Below are 16,149 nucleotides of genomic sequence, written 5' to 3'. Positions count from 1 at the left end.
ATAGGGGTGAACGAATTGAGTATCAGACCTGATGAAATCAGCACGCTGATTAAACAACAGATCGAACAATATAAATCCGACATTCAAGTCGTCGACGTCGGTACCGTAATTACTGTCGGTGACGGTATCGCCCGCGTTCACGGTTTGGAGAATGCGATGCAAGGCGAACTGCTCGAATTCGCTAACGGTGTTGTGGGTATGGCGCTTAACTTGGAAGAAAGCAACGTGGGTGTCGTTATCCTCGGGCCTTACAAGGATATTAAAGAAGGCGACCAAGTTAAACGTACGGGACGCATCTTGGACGTACCAGTTGGCGAAGAGCTGCTGGGCCGCGTTGTTAACCCGCTGGGCCAACCGCTTGACGGCAAAGGTCCAATCAACACGAAACATACTCGTCCGATTGAATCGCCTGCACCAGGCGTTATCGACCGTAAATCGGTTCATGAGCCAATGCAAACAGGGATCAAAGCAATCGATGCGATGGTACCAGTAGGCCGCGGCCAACGTGAGCTTATCATCGGTGACCGTCAAACGGGTAAAACGACGATCGCAATCGATGCGATCATCAACCAAAAAGGCAACGGCGTGAAATGTATTTACGTCGCTATCGGCCAAAAACAATCCACGGTTGCAGGCGTTGTTGAAACGCTTCGCAAACACGGCGCGCTTGATTACACAATCATTGTAACAGCTGGCGCTTCTGATCCGGCTCCGCTCTTGTACCTGGCTCCTTATGCTGGTTGCTCGATGGGCGAATACTTCATGTATAAAGGCGAGCACGTTCTCGTTATTTATGATGACTTGACGAAACAAGCGGCAGCATACCGCGAATTGTCCTTGCTGCTGAAACGTCCTCCGGGCCGGGAAGCTTATCCGGGCGACGTATTCTACATTCACTCCCGTCTGCTGGAACGCGCAGCTAAGCTGAGCGACGCGCTGGGCGGCGGTTCCTTGACGGCTCTGCCTTTCATCGAGACGCAAGCATCCGACGTATCAGCTTACATTCCAACAAACGTAATCTCGATTACGGACGGTCAGATCTTCCTGGAAGCCGACCTGTTCAACTCCGGCCAACGTCCGGCAGTAAACGTAGGTATCTCGGTATCCCGTGTAGGCGGCTCCGCTCAAATTAAAGCAATGAAAAAGGTTGCCGGTACGCTCCGTCTGGACCTTGCGGCATACCGCGAGCTTCAAGCGTTCTCGCAGTTCGGCTCTGATCTTGATAAATCTACGCAAGCCCGTCTGAACCGCGGCGCTCGCACGATGGAAATTCTGAAACAAGGTGCTAACCAGCCGATGCCGGTTGAGAAGCAAGTTATCTCGATCTATGCTGCAGTTAGAGGCCATCTGGATGAAATTCCGGTTGTTGACATTCTGCGCTTCGAGAAAGAATTCCACGCGTTCCTCGACTCCAACCATTCCGAAATCGGCGAATCGATTCGCACGAAAAAAGAAATGGATGCAGACACTGAGAAAGCATTCATCGAGGCATTGAATAAATTCAAGAAAAGCTTCTCCGTAACAGAAGCTTAAATGAGAATCGCCTGACGCCCGTCCTGCATTGTACGGGCGTAGGTTCCATGCTCAACACCAGGCCCTGTGCATCGCGCGAAGCGCGGACCGGGCATCAAAGGCGGGTGAAATGAAATGGCTAAAGGCATGCGCGAGATTAAACGCGAAATTAAGAGTAAACAAAGCATGAAGCAAATCACGAAAGCGATGGAGATGGTTGCCGCATCCAAGCTGAGAAAAGCTCAGGAAGCAGCAGTAGCATCCCGTCCTTACGCGGATAAGCTGAAAGAAGTGGTAGCTAGCATTGCGGCCGGCTCGAAGGATGCGAAACATCCAATGCTGGAGACGCGTCCGGTCAAGAAAACGGGTTATCTCGTTATTACGTCGGACCGCGGCCTCGCAGGCGGCTACAACTCCAACATTTTACGCAAAGTTACGCAAACGATTCGCGAGAAGCATAAATCGACAGACGAATACACGTTGTTCGTTATCGGTCGTAAAGGCGCGGATTATTTCCGCCGCCGCAATATGCCAATCACGGAAGACGTTATCGGTTTGTCCGATTCACCTACGTTCGCTGATATTAAATCAGTTGCTTACTCCGCTGTGAAGAATTTCACGGAAGGCACGTATGATGAATTGTACTTGTTCTATAACCAATTCGTGAACGCGATCACTCAAATTCCGACAGAGACCCGCTTGCTGCCGCTTGATGAAGTCAGCAGCAATACGGCTGTATCCTCTTACGAGTACGAGCCTTCACCGGAGGGCGTACTGGAAGTGCTGCTGCCGAAATATGCGGAGACGCTTATTTACAGCGCGGTACTGGACGGCAAAGCGAGTGAGTTCGGCGCGCGGATGACTGCAATGGGCAGCGCGACGAAAAATGCTAACAAAATGATTAACCAGCTGACGCTGACTTATAACCGAGCTCGTCAAGCAGCGATTACCCAGGAAATTTCCGAGATCGTTGCGGGGGCTAATGCACAATCGTAAGACTAATGCTGCGCCATACCGCTTTTGCGTCTAGAGAGGGCGGTATGGTTTTCGCAGAACATGAGGAACCAGGAGGGAAAACCATGAAAAAAGGACGCGTTGTATCCGTCATGGGTCCGGTCGTCGATTTAGAGTTCGAACGCGGCAACCTGCCGGAAATTTTGAACGCTGTCAAAATCAAGGAGAAGGGCGAAGCAGGCGGAGTTCCAATCGATCTGACGCTTGAAGTAGCTCTTCATCTGGGAGACAACATGGTTCGTGCTGTTGCAATGAGCACAACTGATGGTCTTGTACGCGGCATGACCGCAATTGACACAGGCGCACCTATTACGATTCCAGTTGGCGCACCAACATTGGGCCGTGTATTCAACGTTTTGGGCGAGCCAATTGACCAAGTGGGCGACGTGAAATCGGAAGTTAATCTTCCTATTCACCGCGAAGCTCCAGCATTCGACGAATTGTCCACACAATCGGAAATTCTCGAAACTGGCATTAAAGTTATCGACTTGCTTGCTCCTTACGCAAAAGGCGGTAAAATCGGCCTGTTCGGCGGCGCTGGCGTAGGTAAAACGGTAACGATTCAAGAGCTTATCAATAACATCGCTCAAGAGCACGGCGGTATTTCCGTATTCGCCGGCGTAGGCGAGCGTACTCGTGAAGGTAATGACCTTTACCACGAGATGAAAGATTCCGGCGTACTGAGCAAAACAGCGATGGTATTCGGACAAATGAACGAGCCTCCAGGCGCGCGTCAACGCGTTGCACTGACAGGTCTGACAATGGCTGAGTACTTCCGTGATACGGAAGGCAAAGACGTATTGCTGTTCGTCGACAACATCTTCCGCTTCACGCAAGCGGGCTCTGAGGTTTCGGCCCTTCTTGGCCGTATGCCATCCGCGGTAGGTTACCAGCCAACACTGGCAACTGAAATGGGTCAATTGCAAGAGCGGATCACGTCGACGAAAAAAGGCTCGGTTACTTCGATCCAAGCGATCTATGTACCTGCCGATGACTATACGGACCCGGCTCCTGCTACAACGTTTGCTCACTTGGACGCAACGACAAACTTGGAACGTAAAATTTCCGAGATGGGTATCTTCCCAGCGGTTGATCCGCTCGCATCGTCGTCCCGTATTCTGAGCGCCGACATTCTCGGTCAAGAACACTACAACGTTGCTCAAGGCGTTAAGCAAATCCTGCAACGCTACAAAGAGCTTCAAGATATTATCGCGATCCTGGGTATGGACGAGCTGAGCGAAGAAGACAAACTGACTGTTGGCCGCGCACGCCGCATTCAACTGTTCTTGTCGCAACCGTTCCACGTTGCCGAGCCTTTCACAGGCCTTGCAGGCAAATACGTGCCGGTTAAAGAATCCGTACGCAGCTTCAAAGAAATTCTCGAGGGCAAACATGACGACCTTCCGGAAGAAGCTTTCCGGTATGTAGGTACGATTGAAGAAGCCGTGGAGAAAGCCAAAACGCTGTAATAGCGAAAGGCGGGAGGAATCCACATGAGTACGTTTTTGGTAGAAATCGTAACACCGGAACGCAAAGTGTACGCAGAAACGGCTAACATGGTTAGCGTGACGGGCGTGGAAGGCGAGCTTGGCATTTTGCCGAACCACATTCCGCTTGTTACGGCGCTGCGTATTGCTCCGATCGTCATTAAACGTGATAACAAAGTGGACGTTATCGCGGCAAGCGGCGGCTTTATTGAAGTCCGTAAGGACAAAATCGTTATTCTTGCCGAGAGTGCTGAGCTCGCGACAAATATCGATGTAAGCCGTGCGCAATCCGCGAAAGAGCGTGCCCAGCAGCGTCTGGCTGCAAAGCGCGACGAAATCGATTATCGCCGGGCAGAGCTTGCTCTGCAGCGCGCGATGAACCGGATCAACGTTACCGAGCGTTAAATTACAATAAGCACCGTTCAAGTCTCTATTACTGAGCTTGGGCGGTGTTTTTCATTTCAGGCTCAAAATTGAGGCTCAGGGTGTTTGACAGCATCGTCGCCGTATCCCACAATGGAGTGTGAGGAAATTGAACGCGAAGAGAGGTGCCGCTCCAATGATCGATATACATTCGCACATATTGCCGGGGATCGATGACGGCGCCGCCGACTGGGCCGATTCATTGATGCTTGCCCGTGCCGCTGTTGCTGAAGGCATTACCGATATTATTGCAACGCCTCATCATTACGACCGGAAATATAAAAACGATGCCGAGCAGGTATTAGCGCTAGTTACTGAGCTTAATGACCGATTGAACAAGCAAGAGATACCTCTAATGGTCCATGCGGGCCAAGAGATACATATCCATGAAGAGCTCCTTGCCCACTTGGATGAGGGAAATCTGCTTTCATTAGCGAATACATCCTACATGCTTCTGGAAATGCCGCATTCCCGTATGCCCAATGTGATGGAGCATATCGTCTATGAGCTTTGCCTAGCAGGTATCAAGCCTATCATTGCGCATCCGGAACGGAATGCCGAAGTGCTGAAGCACCCCGAACGTCTGGCGGGACTGATTGAGCTAGGCGCATACGCACAAGTGACGAGTCATTCCTTGCTGGGAGGCTTCGGAAGGGAGATCGAACGCACTTCATGGGAGCTTTGCCGCCATGGCCTCATTCATTTTATTGCATCTGATGCCCATCATCTGTCCTGGCGCGGTTTTAGAATGCGGGAAGCGTTTGAGAAAACCGAAGAGGTGCTTGGCGCAAGCACAGCCGCAGCCTATGCGCGCAATGCCGAGCTGCTTTTGCATAATAAAGAGGTCGGTATGACCGCGATTCGTCAGTCAGAGCGCCGCCTGAAGGGCTGGAGCTCGTTCCGTGCTTTATTCCGTAAGTGATCTTTCATTACAAGTAAGATAATTAGCAATGTAATATGTTAGAAGAATAATGAGTTTAAAAATCATAATTATGACAAAATCAATCAATTTAACATGTTTCTATTCATGTTTGATTGATTTTTTTATGTTCATAGTACTTTATACATGAATAAATTATCAAAAATGCCCTGCAATGGATGTGATAAGAACTATATTTATGTTACTATAGTTGACATGAGATAGAACGACACAGGATGTGGGGGATGCGCATGTTTGACTGGTTGGGCGCGAAGAAAGGGCTGCCTCTATGGATTTCATGGCGGCTTAACAGCAAAATGAAAGACGACGTAGAACAGATATTTGAGGGGATTGCGGACACCCGTAAAGAGCTGCTAATGTCCTGGGCTAGTGAATATTGGGGACATATGGAGAAGCTGGCCGAACAGCTTGGGTCGCATATGCCGTCAGACAGCGATGCGATCACAGACGTACAACGGCAAGCAACCTCACGCTTACTGGAGAGAACGTATTTGAGAGGAATGGATTTCACCGAACTCTTCATTTTGAACACGGCCAACGAAGTCATCTATTCTACATATGAGAAACACCAGGGAGCCGGTTATGGCGCAGGTACAATTCTGTTTCCAGGCTTGCAGTATATTCACAGCAGCGGTCAGCCGATGCCTTGCCTGTATGGTCCTTTCGGCGATCCGATCACACTGGAGCTGGGACCAAGAACATCTTCCTTCCACGATAAAATGACGCTGTTGTTTCTGCAGCCGCTTATCGTTGCCGGCGAATATCGGGGTGCAGTCTGCGGACGGGTGCCGAACGACGTTTTGGGTGATTTGATTCAAAGGGAATCGGGCCATGTGTACCCGGATTCCGGCGACAACTACTTGTTCATGGCGAAGCCTCAGCTGAACAGCCATATTGCGCTTGGTACCGCCTTGTCGCGAAGCCGCTTCGAGGACCGTACGTTTACGCACGGCGAGAATTTAAAAGACGGCGTTACGACGGACTGGGGCATCGTATCGATTAAGGAGCATACGGAGCTTGAAATTATTTTTACCGACCCTGCTACAGGGGAGCTTCATCCGGGCGTCACGAATACCATTCGCAATGGCAGCAACTTATTCGTTGAATTTCCAGGGTATTCCGATTATCGACATATCCCCGTAATCGGCAAAGGCGTAACGTTCCAGCTTCCGCATTGTCCCGATGGATGGGGAATGATGTGCGAAGGCGATTTGGAGGAAGTGTACCGCATTCGCAGTATCGAGTGGCGCCAGCGCAAGATCCTGCAGCGGCTGCTTGTCCTGCAAGCGGTGTTGACGGTTGTTCTCGTGGGCTTGCTTGCTGGCCAGACTTCCCCTTGGGTAACGGGTGCCGCTGCCGGCGGATTTGTGCTTCTATTCGGCCTAATCCTAACAGGGACGCTGCAGCGTAAAGAATCGAATCGCGTAGTCGGGCATTTGAGCCGAATTAATCGTTTTATCCGTATCAATGCGGAAGGAAAGGGCGATTTGACACAGCGGTTGAAGCTAACCGAATTCGACAATGACGAGTCTCGGGAGCTGGCGAAATGGATCAACAATATGATCGATTCTCTGGAGGGCATTATGCTGCAGGTAAAGCTTGCGGCATCGGATGTATTGTCCAGTCAGCATGTCATGAATGAATCGGCGGCGGTAACCGCCAAATCGACAGAGCGGGTAAGCGGTCAGGTTGGTGAAATGATCGGCAGCATTCGATTGCAGCTGAAGGACATCGACATGGCGAAGGAAGCCGCAGATGCGATGAGAGATACGCTGCGCGCGCTGGAATTTCAGGCCGCGGAGCAAATTGCGGTAGCCCAATCGGAGGTAGACCGGATTGGTGAGAAAATGCAGCATATCTCATCGAAGGTTGGCGATACGAATGATACGATTCGCCGCTTCATGCATACGGTGGATGAAATCCGCAGCGTGCTTCAAGTCATCGAGGAGATTTCAGCACAGACGAATCTCCTTGCGCTTAATGCTTCCATTGAAGCGGCAAGGGTTGGCGAGCAGGGCCGAGGCTTTGCGGTCGTAGCTGCAGAAATCCGAAAGCTGGCGGATCTGACCCGCAAATCGACGGAGGAGGTGCACGGCATTACGCACCAAATCTATGAGGAAGCGAAGCAAGCCTATACCTCGATGGACGAAGGAACTCAAGTCGTCGAGGAAGGCACGCAATTGGTTGCCGCAGCTGCCAGCACACTGCAGTCGGCGCAAAGCGAGGATGACCGCAAGACACAGGTTGTTGATGAAGTGGTGCAGCTAATGGAGAAAATCGCGGTTATTAGTATGTCGAATCGCAAAGTATCCTCCAATGTAGAGGGCAGGGTACAAGCATTGATCGGTGAAATGGCGAATGTTCGCCAGACGTCTGAGAGCGTAGAATCGATTACGAGATTTCTCCAGCAGCTTGTTGGTCAATTCAAGCTTACGGAATCACGTCATCGTTAATTTTTCACCTCAATTGTCAGGTGTATAGTACGAATATCGCAAGGCGGAGAGGCTGTCTCTCGGGTAGATGTATTTGCCCGGGAAACAGTCTTTTTCTATGCTTGCCTTTCTATCCCTGCATGAGCCCAAATCTCTTGAGACGCATATTATTCCAAGAAATAGATATCCTAATTGGTATTAAACGGGCGCGCGGCAGGAGGGAGCGAGAAGATGTTCAGTGATTATATGCTCAGCCGAGGCCGGAAAAAAACGAAGAAACAAGAGGATAGGGAGAAAGAGCTCCAACAAAACCAATTAGGTGAGTACGAGCAAGAGCCATTGTTGCCCGTGCTTGCTGACAATATTAAGCTGCTGCAATCCGAGATGGGCAACAGCAATGACATCGTCGTCCGCGAGTTAGCATTGGAAGGAGAGGGCGGCTTCATTAAAGTCGCCATCATTTATGTGCAAGGTTTAGTCGATGAATTCCGAATGAATGAATCGATCATTCAGCCGATGCAGTCCGTTCCCTTCCAGGCGGGCCCAGACGATCCATCGCGAGTACAGGATGAATTGAAAAATAAAATCGTGGCTGCTGGCCGAGTGGAAGAAGCGAAAGATTGGAAGAAGCTGTTCGAAGGTTTATTCCTCGGAAATGCACTAATTCTGCTAGATGGCTGCAATACCGCGCTTGCGTCTTCCTGTGTAGGCGGCGAAAGACGTGCAGTGGAAGAGCCGAAGACCGAAACGGCAATCCGCGGACCCCGGGAAGGATTTGTTGAAGCCTTACGCGTCAATACAGCCCTGATCAGACGGAAGATTAGAAGTCCGAAGCTGTGGATGGAGCAAAAGACGATTGGCCGGGAGACACAGACACCGGTCTGCATTATGTATATGAAGGGCTTAGCGAGTGAGGATACGCTGCAGGATTTGCGTGATCGGCTCGATGCTATCGATATTGACGGCATATTAGAGAGCAGCTATATCGAAGAGCTGATTGCCGATCAGAAGTGGACCCCTTTTCCGACAATACTGAACAATGAACGCCCCGATGTGATCGCCTCTAATCTGCTGGAAGGCCGTATTGCCATTCTGGTGGACGGGACACCCTTTGTTCTGATTGTCCCTACGGAGTTGAATATGTTTTTTCAAGCAGCGGAGGATTATTATCAGCGGTTTGACGTCGCGACTTTTTTACGTCTGCTCCGATTCTTCTCATATGTATTGGCTTTAGTTATGCCCTCGGTCTACGTAGCCGTCGTCGGCTACCACCAGGAGATGATTCCGACGCCGCTGCTGCTGAAGCTGGTGGCGCAGCGGGAAGGGGTCCCTTTTCCCGTCTACTTGGAAGCATTCATTATGGAGCTCGTCTTTGAAATATTGCGCGAGGCCGTTGTGCGAATGCCGACCATCGTAGGCAATGCCATCTCGATTGTAGGCGGTATGGTAATCGGACAATCCGTCGTGGAAGCGGGTATCGTCTCGCCGCCCGTCGTTATCGTTGTTGCGTTTACGGCCATTACCAGCTTCGTCTCGCCGACCTATAATCTGGGGATTGCGGCTCGCTTGCTGCGTTTCTTGCTGCTGATTGCTGCGTCTACGCTTGGTTTCTACGGTATTTCAATTGTGCTGCTACTCCTGCTGCTGCATCTCAGCAATTTGCGTTCCTTAGGTATGCCGTACATGAAGCCGTTCTCGCCGATGTTCCGGAAGGACTGGAAGGACACGCTTCTGCGGGCTCCGATGTGGATGATGCGGGAGCGTCCCCAGGCTATTGCTGTGGATAATCTGGTGCGCGCGGATATGGACACGAAGGAGCTTGAGGGACAGGAGCCGGTGCAATGACAGGTTCTATAAGATGGGCAGGAAATAAGAAGCGTATAGCGGCGACCCTGGCTATATTGCTGCTTATTGTGTCTGTGTTAAGCGGCTGCTGGGATCTGCGCTATCTGGATCGTCTGGGTGTCGTCATGGCTGTAGGCGTTGACAGCGATCCGACGGGCAAGCAGCAATTGCGAGTGACCATGCAGACAGTGCTGGCTCAAAATGCAGCGGCCGGCAATAAGCTTGCTTCGGAAGGGATGGCCGTCACGACCTTTACGGAGACGGGAGATACGATGTTTGAAGCCATCCGCAAGATGACCCGCAAAACGTCGAGAAGACTGTTTTTCTCACATACCAGGCTGCTCATCATCGGCGAGCAAGCCGCTCGTAAAGGGGTCTTTCCGCTTCTTGATCTAATTGAGCGCAATCCCGATATCAGGGGGGATATTGCCGTTATGATCGCAAGAAACACGACGGCGGAGCAACTGCTTCAGACGACTACGCAAATCGATGCGATTCCGGCTAATCAAATGTACGATACGCTGGAAATTAATGAGCATGCGCTAGGGCAGGAATATTTGGTCAGGGTGCAGGAAATTACCCGTATGGCTTTGCAGAAAAAACAGCAGGTCGCAATTCCTTCTATTACGCTGGAGGGTGATGAGGCAGCGGGCAACGACGAGCAAAATCTGAAGCGAATACATCCAACCGTTCAGCCGGAGCTAAGCACGATGGCCGTATTGAAGGAAGGACATCTGAAGGGCTTTCTGACAGCGAAAGAATCGAGAGGTTTGTCGTGGATGCTTGGAAGGGTAAAGAGCACCGTGGTAAAAGCAGCATGTCCAAATTCAGAGGGCTATTTCATGGTGGAGATCAGCGGCTCTAAGGTCAATATGTCGGCGGTCAAGCCGAAGGACGGGATTCCTGTCATTCAGATCGGCATCAAGCCGGAAGGAAGCGTGAAGGAGGTCATGTGTTCGGATCTTCCCGTGGATGAGGAAGAGATGCTGAAGGAGATCGGCAAGCTGATTGACCAGTCCATCGAAGGGGAAATTGAAGCTGTCATCGTGAAGCTGCAGAAAAAGATGCAGCTCGATACGTTCGGCTGGGGCAGGTTGATCTACATGCAGAAGCCTGCTCTATGGAGACGTATAGATAAGGAGTGGGATGTTGTCTATCCGAAGGTTCAGCATGAGCTGAAGATCAAGACAAGAATAAAGGACACAGGTGTTCGAGGAAATTCAATTGTAAAGTAAGGAGTGCTTGGGATGCCTTCGGTTATGATTGTGCTCGCGGCGGCGCTGTGGGGGACCGCCATTGTCCGTCACAGAATGAAGCTGAAGCAAGTACGCGAGAGCGTGTGGGCTATTGCGGTGCTCGTCATGGGTGTTGTTTATTGTTTGTGTTTGTTGAAGCAGGTGAATGTCCCGAACCCTGTGGACTGGATAACGGCTTTGTACGAGCCCTTGTGCAAGCCGATAATCGATTGGGTGATGGAGGGATCGTCGGAATGAACGGCAGCAAAAAATTAAACAATCAATTCATAGGCGCCAGCCAGCTGTCCAAGATGCTGTTTTTATTCGCGCTAGGCACAGCGGGTTTAATGGTTCCCACCTTCGTGGTGGCCATCGCCAAACAGGATGCCTGGATCTCTATGGCGATTGCCGGACCGCTCAACTATATTGTTCTGCTGCTCTACTTGGCGCTGGCAGAACGATTCCCGGGCCTTACCCTGGCACAATATGCAGAAAAATTATTGGGAACCTGGCTCGGGAAAGCACTGACGCTTGTGTACGTCTGTTTCTTCCTGCTGCTCAGCGCTTTGGTTCTCCGCAACATCGTCGATTTTCTCGGATTGTCTGTACTTCCAGGAACACCAAATTGGGTGATCGCGTTTACGTTTATGCTTGTCATCGTCTATGGCGCCTATTTGGGTATAGAGACGATCGCCCGCTCGGGTGAGCTGCTGTTTGGATGGACTGTTCTGGTCATATTTATTATCATGCTGCTGCTGACCAATCAATTTGAGCCTAAAAATTTCGAGCCCTTCGTGTATGAAGGCTGGACACGGCCTTTTAAAGGCCTCTATCCGATTCTCGGATTTCCTTTAGGCGAATTTGTCGTAATGTCGGCCTTCTTTCCATTCGTTAAACAGGCGGATGTGGGGAAGCTTCGCAAGCATTTGAAGCTGGCTGCCATGTTCGTCGGCATTTTCAGTGTGGGAATAAGCGTTTTGCTTCTAGGGGTGTTGGGTGTCGATGAGACAAGACGAAGCCCCTTTTCAATTTTTGATATGGCAAAAACGATTAATGTGGAGGACGTGATCGTACGGGTGGAGGTGACAGTGGCCATTGTATGGGTCAGCACGGTCTTTATGAAGCTGATGATGTCGTTCTATGGGGCGACGCTGCTTGCTGCTCAGATGCTTAATCTAAAAAGCTATCGGCCGCTGATCGTTCCTTTTACTTTCGTCGTCGTTCCTTTGTCTATTGCCGTATACCGCAATTCTGCACATGCTGAATATTTTGCCATGCAAATTTGGACCCCGTTTAGTCTGACGATCGGCGTCGCCATTCCGATGCTTTTACTGCTCTTTGCCTTCATAACCGGCAAGCGGACTGCGCGTTCGAAGGGAGACATGCCAGTTAAGGCATCCTATGAGGCGCCTAACGATAGCCCGAGCGGCGGAAAGGCTCAACAGAGCGGCGCGGGACAAGCTGGAGGCGCAACTCCGTCATAGACGATTGTGGAAGCATTTGTTATAATTGTGAGGAAAATTGGACCAAGCGGCATGGGTCTGCTGCACTTCACAAATGACGGAGGCGATTGCGTGGACAACTACGTTAACCAGTATGTCGTTGTGGCTATCTTTATCGTGCTTGGCATTTTGCTGCCTGCTGCGGCGTTGACCGCAGGCAGGCTGCTCAGACCGCATAAACCGACCGACCCGAAGCAGACCACCTACGAAAGCGGCAATGAGCCGGTTGGAGAAGGGCAAGTGCGGTTTAACATTCGTTATTATTTATTCGCACTGATGTTTGTCATTTTTGATGTGGAAACCGTTTTCTTATACCCTTGGGCCGTAGCGTACAATAAGCTCGGCTTATTTGTGCTGATTGAGATGTTTATCTTCACGGGAATGCTGCTCATTGGACTTCTATACGCATGGAAGAAGAAGGTGCTGCAATGGAATTCAGTTTAGAGTCGATCTCGCTGGAAGAACGCCGCGAGCTGGAACGGAACGTTTTCATGGGTACGCTGGAGCAGTTGAAAGCATGGGCGCGAAGCAATTCCCTCTGGCCGCTGACCTTTGGCCTGGCTTGCTGCGCGATAGAAATGATGGGAACAGGCGCATCCCATTATGATCTGGACCGGTTTGGCGTCATGTTCCGTACATCGCCGCGCCAATCGGACGTTATGATCGTTGCTGGCACAGTGACGAAGAAGATGGGACCATTGCTGCGCAGGCTTTATGACCAGATGCCTGAGCCCAAATGGGTCATTGCAATGGGCTCTTGCGCAACGGCAGGCGGTCCGTATGTGAAATCATACGCCGTCATTAAAGGCGTCGATCAGATCGTTCCTGTCGATGTCTATATTCCGGGATGCCCGCCTAATCCGGCGGCGCTGATCTATGGAATCAACAAGCTGCAGGAGAAAATCCGCTATGAAGCCAAGACCGGGAAGCGGGTGACCGGCAGATGAGCGAAGAGGAGAAGAAGGAGCCGCAAGAGTCAGGGACGGCGGAAGCGGGGGAGCAGGCGAAGCAGAAGACGGCCGAGGCTGAAGCGGATCCGGAGAAAGCCGCAAAGTTGAAAGCGGCCGCAGAAGCGCGGGCGGCCCGGGCGGCGGCGAAAGCTGCCGCAGAGGCGGCTGAAGCAGCAGAGGCCTCTGCGCCGCCAGCCCCATCGCCTAAGCAGCCGGAGCTGGATGCGGCGGCTGCACTCATTCGCCGGGAAGTGGCGGATGAGGCGCTGGAGGAAGTTTATATCAACGAGTTGAACGGGCATATGCCGACGATTATCGTGAAGAATGATTATTGGCGCAGCATTGCGGAGCTGTTGAAGATAGAGAATGATTTGACGTATTTGCGCAACGTATCCGGTGTTGATTACGAGACGCATCTAGAGGTTGTCTATCATCTCGTCTCGCTGCAGAGCGGGCGGGAGCTGACTGTGAAAGTAAAGGCCGACCGTGAGAAGCCAGAGGTGTCGTCTGCCACGCCAGTATGGGCAACGGCCAATTGGAATGAGCGTGAAATTTATGATCTGCTGGGTATTGTTTTTACTGGGCATCCCGATTTGCGGCGCATTATGATGCCGGACGATTGGGTCGGGCATCCGCTTCGCAAAGATTACGAACCGTTAGACTCGGAGGTGTAAGCCGCTCGTGATTCGTACCGAAGAACTGCTGCTTAACGTTGGTCCTCAGCATCCCAGCACACATGGCGTGTTTCGCATCGTCGTCAAGCTTGACGGCGAGGTCATTACTGAAGCGACCCCGGTCATGGGTTATTTGCACCGCGGCACAGAGAAGCTTGCGGAGCAGCTGAATTATACGCAAATTATTCCTTATACCGACCGAATGGATTATGTCTCCGCGATGACTAACAATTATGTGCTCGTTCATGCAGTGGAGACGATGATGGGACTGGAAGTGCCGGAGCGGGCTGAATTTATGCGCCTTATTGTGATGGAGCTGCAAAGGGTAGCGAGTCATCTGGTCTGGTGGGGAACCTACCTGCTTGATATCGGCGCGATGAGTCCCTTTCTCTATGCGTTTCGCGATCGCGAGACGATCATCAACTTGTTCAACGAGCTGTGCGGCGCTCGCCTGACGTACAATTACATGCGGGTTGGCGGTGTGAAATGGGATGCTCCTCCCGGATGGATCGATAAAGTGAGCGAGTTTATCCCCTATATGGAAGGCAAGCTCCGAGAGTACGACAAGCTGGTCAGCGGCAATGAGATTTTCCTGGCCCGCATTAAAGGGATCGGCAAATACGATGCGGCAACTGCCATTGATTATGGATTGTCCGGCGCCAATTTACGCTGTACCGGCGTCGACTGGGATTTGCGTAAAGCGGAGCCGTACAGCCTGTACAGCCGTTTCGAATTTGACGTGCCGCTTGGCCAAAACGGCGATTGCTATGACCGCTATCGCATCCGGCTGGAGGAAATTAGTCAAAGCCTGCGCATATTGAAGCAGGCGATCGCGCAATTTCCGAGCGGCGGCGAGACGATGGGCAAGGTGCCCCGGGCGATCCGGCCGCCTGCCGGAGAGGTATACACACGAATTGAATCGCCGCGCGGCGAGATCGGCTGTCATATCGTATCGAAAGGCAAGGCAGAGCCATACCGGCTGAAGTTCCGTCGTCCTTCCTTCGTGAACCTGCAAATATTGCCCAAGCTGCTCATCGGGGAGACGATGACCAATTTAATTACGATACTGGGCGGCGTCGACATCGTCGTCGGGGAGGTCGATTGCTAATGGGCGCCTGGCTGAACGGCCCGATGACCTGGGGCAATGCGGTAGTGATTTTTCTTTGGGGCGCCGTTTTTCTAATGATCGTGCTGGGCTTCGTAACCTATGCGATCTACTTCGAACGAAAAGTGATCGGCTGGATGCAATTTCGCCAGGGGCCGAACCGGGTAGGACCGCTGGGTCTGCTTCAGACAGTTGCTGATATCTTCAAGCTGCTGATCAAAGAGGATACGATTCCGCGCAAGGCGGACCGGCTGCTTTTTATGCTCGCCCCCGTACTCGCTTATGTTCCTGCCTTTTCTGTGCTGGCCGTCATTCCATACACTCAGAAGCTCTATTTCGCCGATTTGAATGTCGGCTTGCTTTATTATGTAGCGCTGTCCGGCATTTCTACGCTCGCTATCGTGCTTGGAGGCTGGGCTTCGAACAATAAGTACGCGCTGCTCGGCGGCATGCGCTCCGCGGCGCAAATGATCAGCTACGAAGTGCCGCTCGTCATCTCCGTCGTTGGCGTGATTTTGCTGAGCGGCAGCTTGAATCTGCGGGATATTGTGGAGGCGCAAAGCGGAGGTTGGTTCTGGAACTGGAACTTCCTTCCGCAAATTATCGGCTTCGCTGTCTTTATCATCGCCGCCGTCTCCGAGCTCAACCGGACGCCATTCGATTTGCCAGAGGCGGAATCGGAGCTGGTCGCTGGCTATCATGTGGAATACAGCGGCTTCCGCTTCGCCTTCTTCATGCTAACGGAGTATGTGTACGTCTATGCGATTGCAGCGCTCACTACCGTTCTGTTTCTCGGCGGCTGGCAGGCGCCTGCGCCGTTTCTTGAATTTGTCCCAGGCATCTTATGGTTTCTGCTGAAGTTCGTTTTTGTCGTCTTCTTCCTGTTCTGGATTCGGGCGACCTTTCCGCGCATTCGCGTCGATCAGCTGATGGGGCTTGGATGGAAGGTGCTGCTCCCGGTGTCGCTGCTCAACGTATTCCTTACGGCCGTCTATATTGAGCTTTTCATAAAAGGATAGAGGGAGGCATG

At 51.7% G+C, this 16,149-nt stretch carries 15 protein-coding genes; all 15 read left to right on the top strand.

What is annotated here, in order from left to right:
* Positions 1 to 15 precede the first annotated feature (15 nt).
* Entirely contained in the window at positions 16 to 1,533 is a 1,518-nt protein-coding gene (gene atpA / locus IEX98_RS24315) for a F0F1 ATP synthase subunit alpha (RefSeq protein WP_188892296.1), read from the top strand.
* A gap of 114 nt (positions 1,534 to 1,647) precedes the next feature.
* A complete protein-coding gene (gene atpG / locus IEX98_RS24310) occupies positions 1,648 to 2,508 on the top strand; it encodes an ATP synthase F1 subunit gamma (RefSeq protein ID WP_188892295.1) in 861 nt (286 codons plus the stop codon).
* Between the two features lie 83 nt (positions 2,509 to 2,591).
* Positions 2,592 to 3,995, top strand: a complete 1,404-nt coding sequence (gene atpD, locus IEX98_RS24305) for a F0F1 ATP synthase subunit beta (RefSeq protein WP_188892294.1) — start codon at positions 2,592 to 2,594, stop codon at positions 3,993 to 3,995.
* 24 nt (positions 3,996 to 4,019) lie between these two features.
* Positions 4,020 to 4,418, top strand: coding sequence for a F0F1 ATP synthase subunit epsilon (locus tag IEX98_RS24300; protein ID WP_188892293.1), 399 nt, complete (start codon positions 4,020 to 4,022; stop codon positions 4,416 to 4,418).
* Positions 4,419 to 4,572: 154 nt separating this feature from the next.
* Positions 4,573 to 5,358, top strand: a complete 786-nt coding sequence (locus IEX98_RS24295) for a tyrosine-protein phosphatase (RefSeq protein ID WP_188892292.1) — start codon at positions 4,573 to 4,575, stop codon at positions 5,356 to 5,358.
* Between the two features lie 248 nt (positions 5,359 to 5,606).
* Positions 5,607 to 7,829, top strand: a complete 2,223-nt coding sequence (locus IEX98_RS24290) for a methyl-accepting chemotaxis protein (protein ID WP_188892291.1) — start codon at positions 5,607 to 5,609, stop codon at positions 7,827 to 7,829.
* Between the two features lie 210 nt (positions 7,830 to 8,039).
* Entirely contained in the window at positions 8,040 to 9,653 is a 1,614-nt protein-coding gene (locus IEX98_RS24285) for a spore germination protein (protein WP_188892290.1), read from the top strand.
* Complete coding sequence (locus IEX98_RS24280) at positions 9,650 to 10,888, top strand: Ger(x)C family spore germination protein (RefSeq protein WP_188892289.1); 1,239 nt, start codon at positions 9,650 to 9,652, stop codon at positions 10,886 to 10,888. Before IEX98_RS24285 ends, IEX98_RS24280 begins: the two co-directional genes overlap by 4 nt.
* 12 nt (positions 10,889 to 10,900) lie before the next feature.
* The gene (locus tag IEX98_RS24275) at positions 10,901 to 11,146 is read left to right on the top strand and encodes a hypothetical protein (protein WP_188892288.1); all 246 of its coding nucleotides are present in this window, start codon (positions 10,901 to 10,903) and stop codon (positions 11,144 to 11,146) included.
* On the top strand, positions 11,143 to 12,372 hold the full coding sequence (locus IEX98_RS24270; protein ID WP_188892287.1) for a GerAB/ArcD/ProY family transporter: 1,230 nt from the start codon (positions 11,143 to 11,145) through the stop codon (positions 12,370 to 12,372). Before IEX98_RS24275 ends, IEX98_RS24270 begins: the two co-directional genes overlap by 4 nt.
* A 51-nt stretch (positions 12,373 to 12,423) precedes the next feature.
* The gene (locus tag IEX98_RS24265) at positions 12,424 to 12,834 is read left to right on the top strand and encodes an NADH-quinone oxidoreductase subunit A (protein ID WP_188892364.1); all 411 of its coding nucleotides are present in this window, start codon (positions 12,424 to 12,426) and stop codon (positions 12,832 to 12,834) included.
* Positions 12,819 to 13,337 carry a NuoB/complex I 20 kDa subunit family protein gene (locus IEX98_RS24260; RefSeq protein ID WP_188892286.1) on the top strand — a complete coding sequence of 173 codons (519 nt, stop codon included), beginning with the start codon at positions 12,819 to 12,821 and terminating at the stop codon, positions 13,335 to 13,337. Before IEX98_RS24265 ends, IEX98_RS24260 begins: the two co-directional genes overlap by 16 nt.
* Positions 13,334 to 14,014, top strand: a complete 681-nt coding sequence (locus IEX98_RS24255; RefSeq protein ID WP_188892285.1) for an NADH-quinone oxidoreductase subunit C — start codon at positions 13,334 to 13,336, stop codon at positions 14,012 to 14,014. Before IEX98_RS24260 ends, IEX98_RS24255 begins: the two co-directional genes overlap by 4 nt.
* Before the next feature lie 7 nt (positions 14,015 to 14,021).
* Positions 14,022 to 15,122, top strand: coding sequence for an NADH-quinone oxidoreductase subunit D (locus IEX98_RS24250; RefSeq protein ID WP_188892284.1), 1,101 nt, complete (start codon positions 14,022 to 14,024; stop codon positions 15,120 to 15,122).
* Positions 15,122 to 16,138, top strand: a complete 1,017-nt coding sequence (nuoH, locus tag IEX98_RS24245) for an NADH-quinone oxidoreductase subunit NuoH (RefSeq protein ID WP_188892283.1) — start codon at positions 15,122 to 15,124, stop codon at positions 16,136 to 16,138. The genes IEX98_RS24250 and nuoH overlap by 1 nt, the downstream gene beginning before the upstream one ends.
* Positions 16,139 to 16,149 lie beyond the last annotated feature (11 nt).

This window comes from Paenibacillus radicis (ex Gao et al. 2016) (assembly GCF_014641555.1).
GTDB lineage: Bacteria > Bacillota > Bacilli > Paenibacillales > Paenibacillaceae > Pristimantibacillus > Pristimantibacillus radicis.
The sequence above is the reverse complement of the archived record's forward strand: the minus strand, read 5'-3'. Positions and strand labels throughout refer to the sequence as shown.

Excerpts from the sequence above, each read along its gene's own strand:
- atpG (WP_188892295.1), top strand. The coding sequence starts at position 1,648 with ATGGCTAAAGGCATGCGCGAGATTAAACGCGAAATTAAGAGTAAACAA.
- atpD (WP_188892294.1), top strand. The coding sequence starts at position 2,592 with ATGAAAAAAGGACGCGTTGTATCCGTCATGGGTCCGGTCGTCGATTTA.
- IEX98_RS24300 (WP_188892293.1), top strand. The coding sequence starts at position 4,020 with ATGAGTACGTTTTTGGTAGAAATCGTAACACCGGAACGCAAAGTGTAC.
- IEX98_RS24295 (WP_188892292.1), top strand. The coding sequence starts at position 4,573 with ATGATCGATATACATTCGCACATATTGCCGGGGATCGATGACGGCGCC.
- IEX98_RS24290 (WP_188892291.1), top strand. The coding sequence starts at position 5,607 with ATGTTTGACTGGTTGGGCGCGAAGAAAGGGCTGCCTCTATGGATTTCA.
- IEX98_RS24285 (WP_188892290.1), top strand. The coding sequence starts at position 8,040 with ATGTTCAGTGATTATATGCTCAGCCGAGGCCGGAAAAAAACGAAGAAA.
- IEX98_RS24280 (WP_188892289.1), top strand. The coding sequence starts at position 9,650 with ATGACAGGTTCTATAAGATGGGCAGGAAATAAGAAGCGTATAGCGGCG.
- IEX98_RS24275 (WP_188892288.1), top strand. The coding sequence starts at position 10,901 with ATGCCTTCGGTTATGATTGTGCTCGCGGCGGCGCTGTGGGGGACCGCC.
- IEX98_RS24270 (WP_188892287.1), top strand. The coding sequence starts at position 11,143 with ATGAACGGCAGCAAAAAATTAAACAATCAATTCATAGGCGCCAGCCAG.
- IEX98_RS24265 (WP_188892364.1), top strand. The coding sequence starts at position 12,424 with ATGGGTCTGCTGCACTTCACAAATGACGGAGGCGATTGCGTGGACAAC.
- IEX98_RS24260 (WP_188892286.1), top strand. The coding sequence starts at position 12,819 with ATGGAATTCAGTTTAGAGTCGATCTCGCTGGAAGAACGCCGCGAGCTG.
- IEX98_RS24255 (WP_188892285.1), top strand. The coding sequence starts at position 13,334 with ATGAGCGAAGAGGAGAAGAAGGAGCCGCAAGAGTCAGGGACGGCGGAA.
- nuoH (WP_188892283.1), top strand. The coding sequence starts at position 15,122 with ATGGGCGCCTGGCTGAACGGCCCGATGACCTGGGGCAATGCGGTAGTG.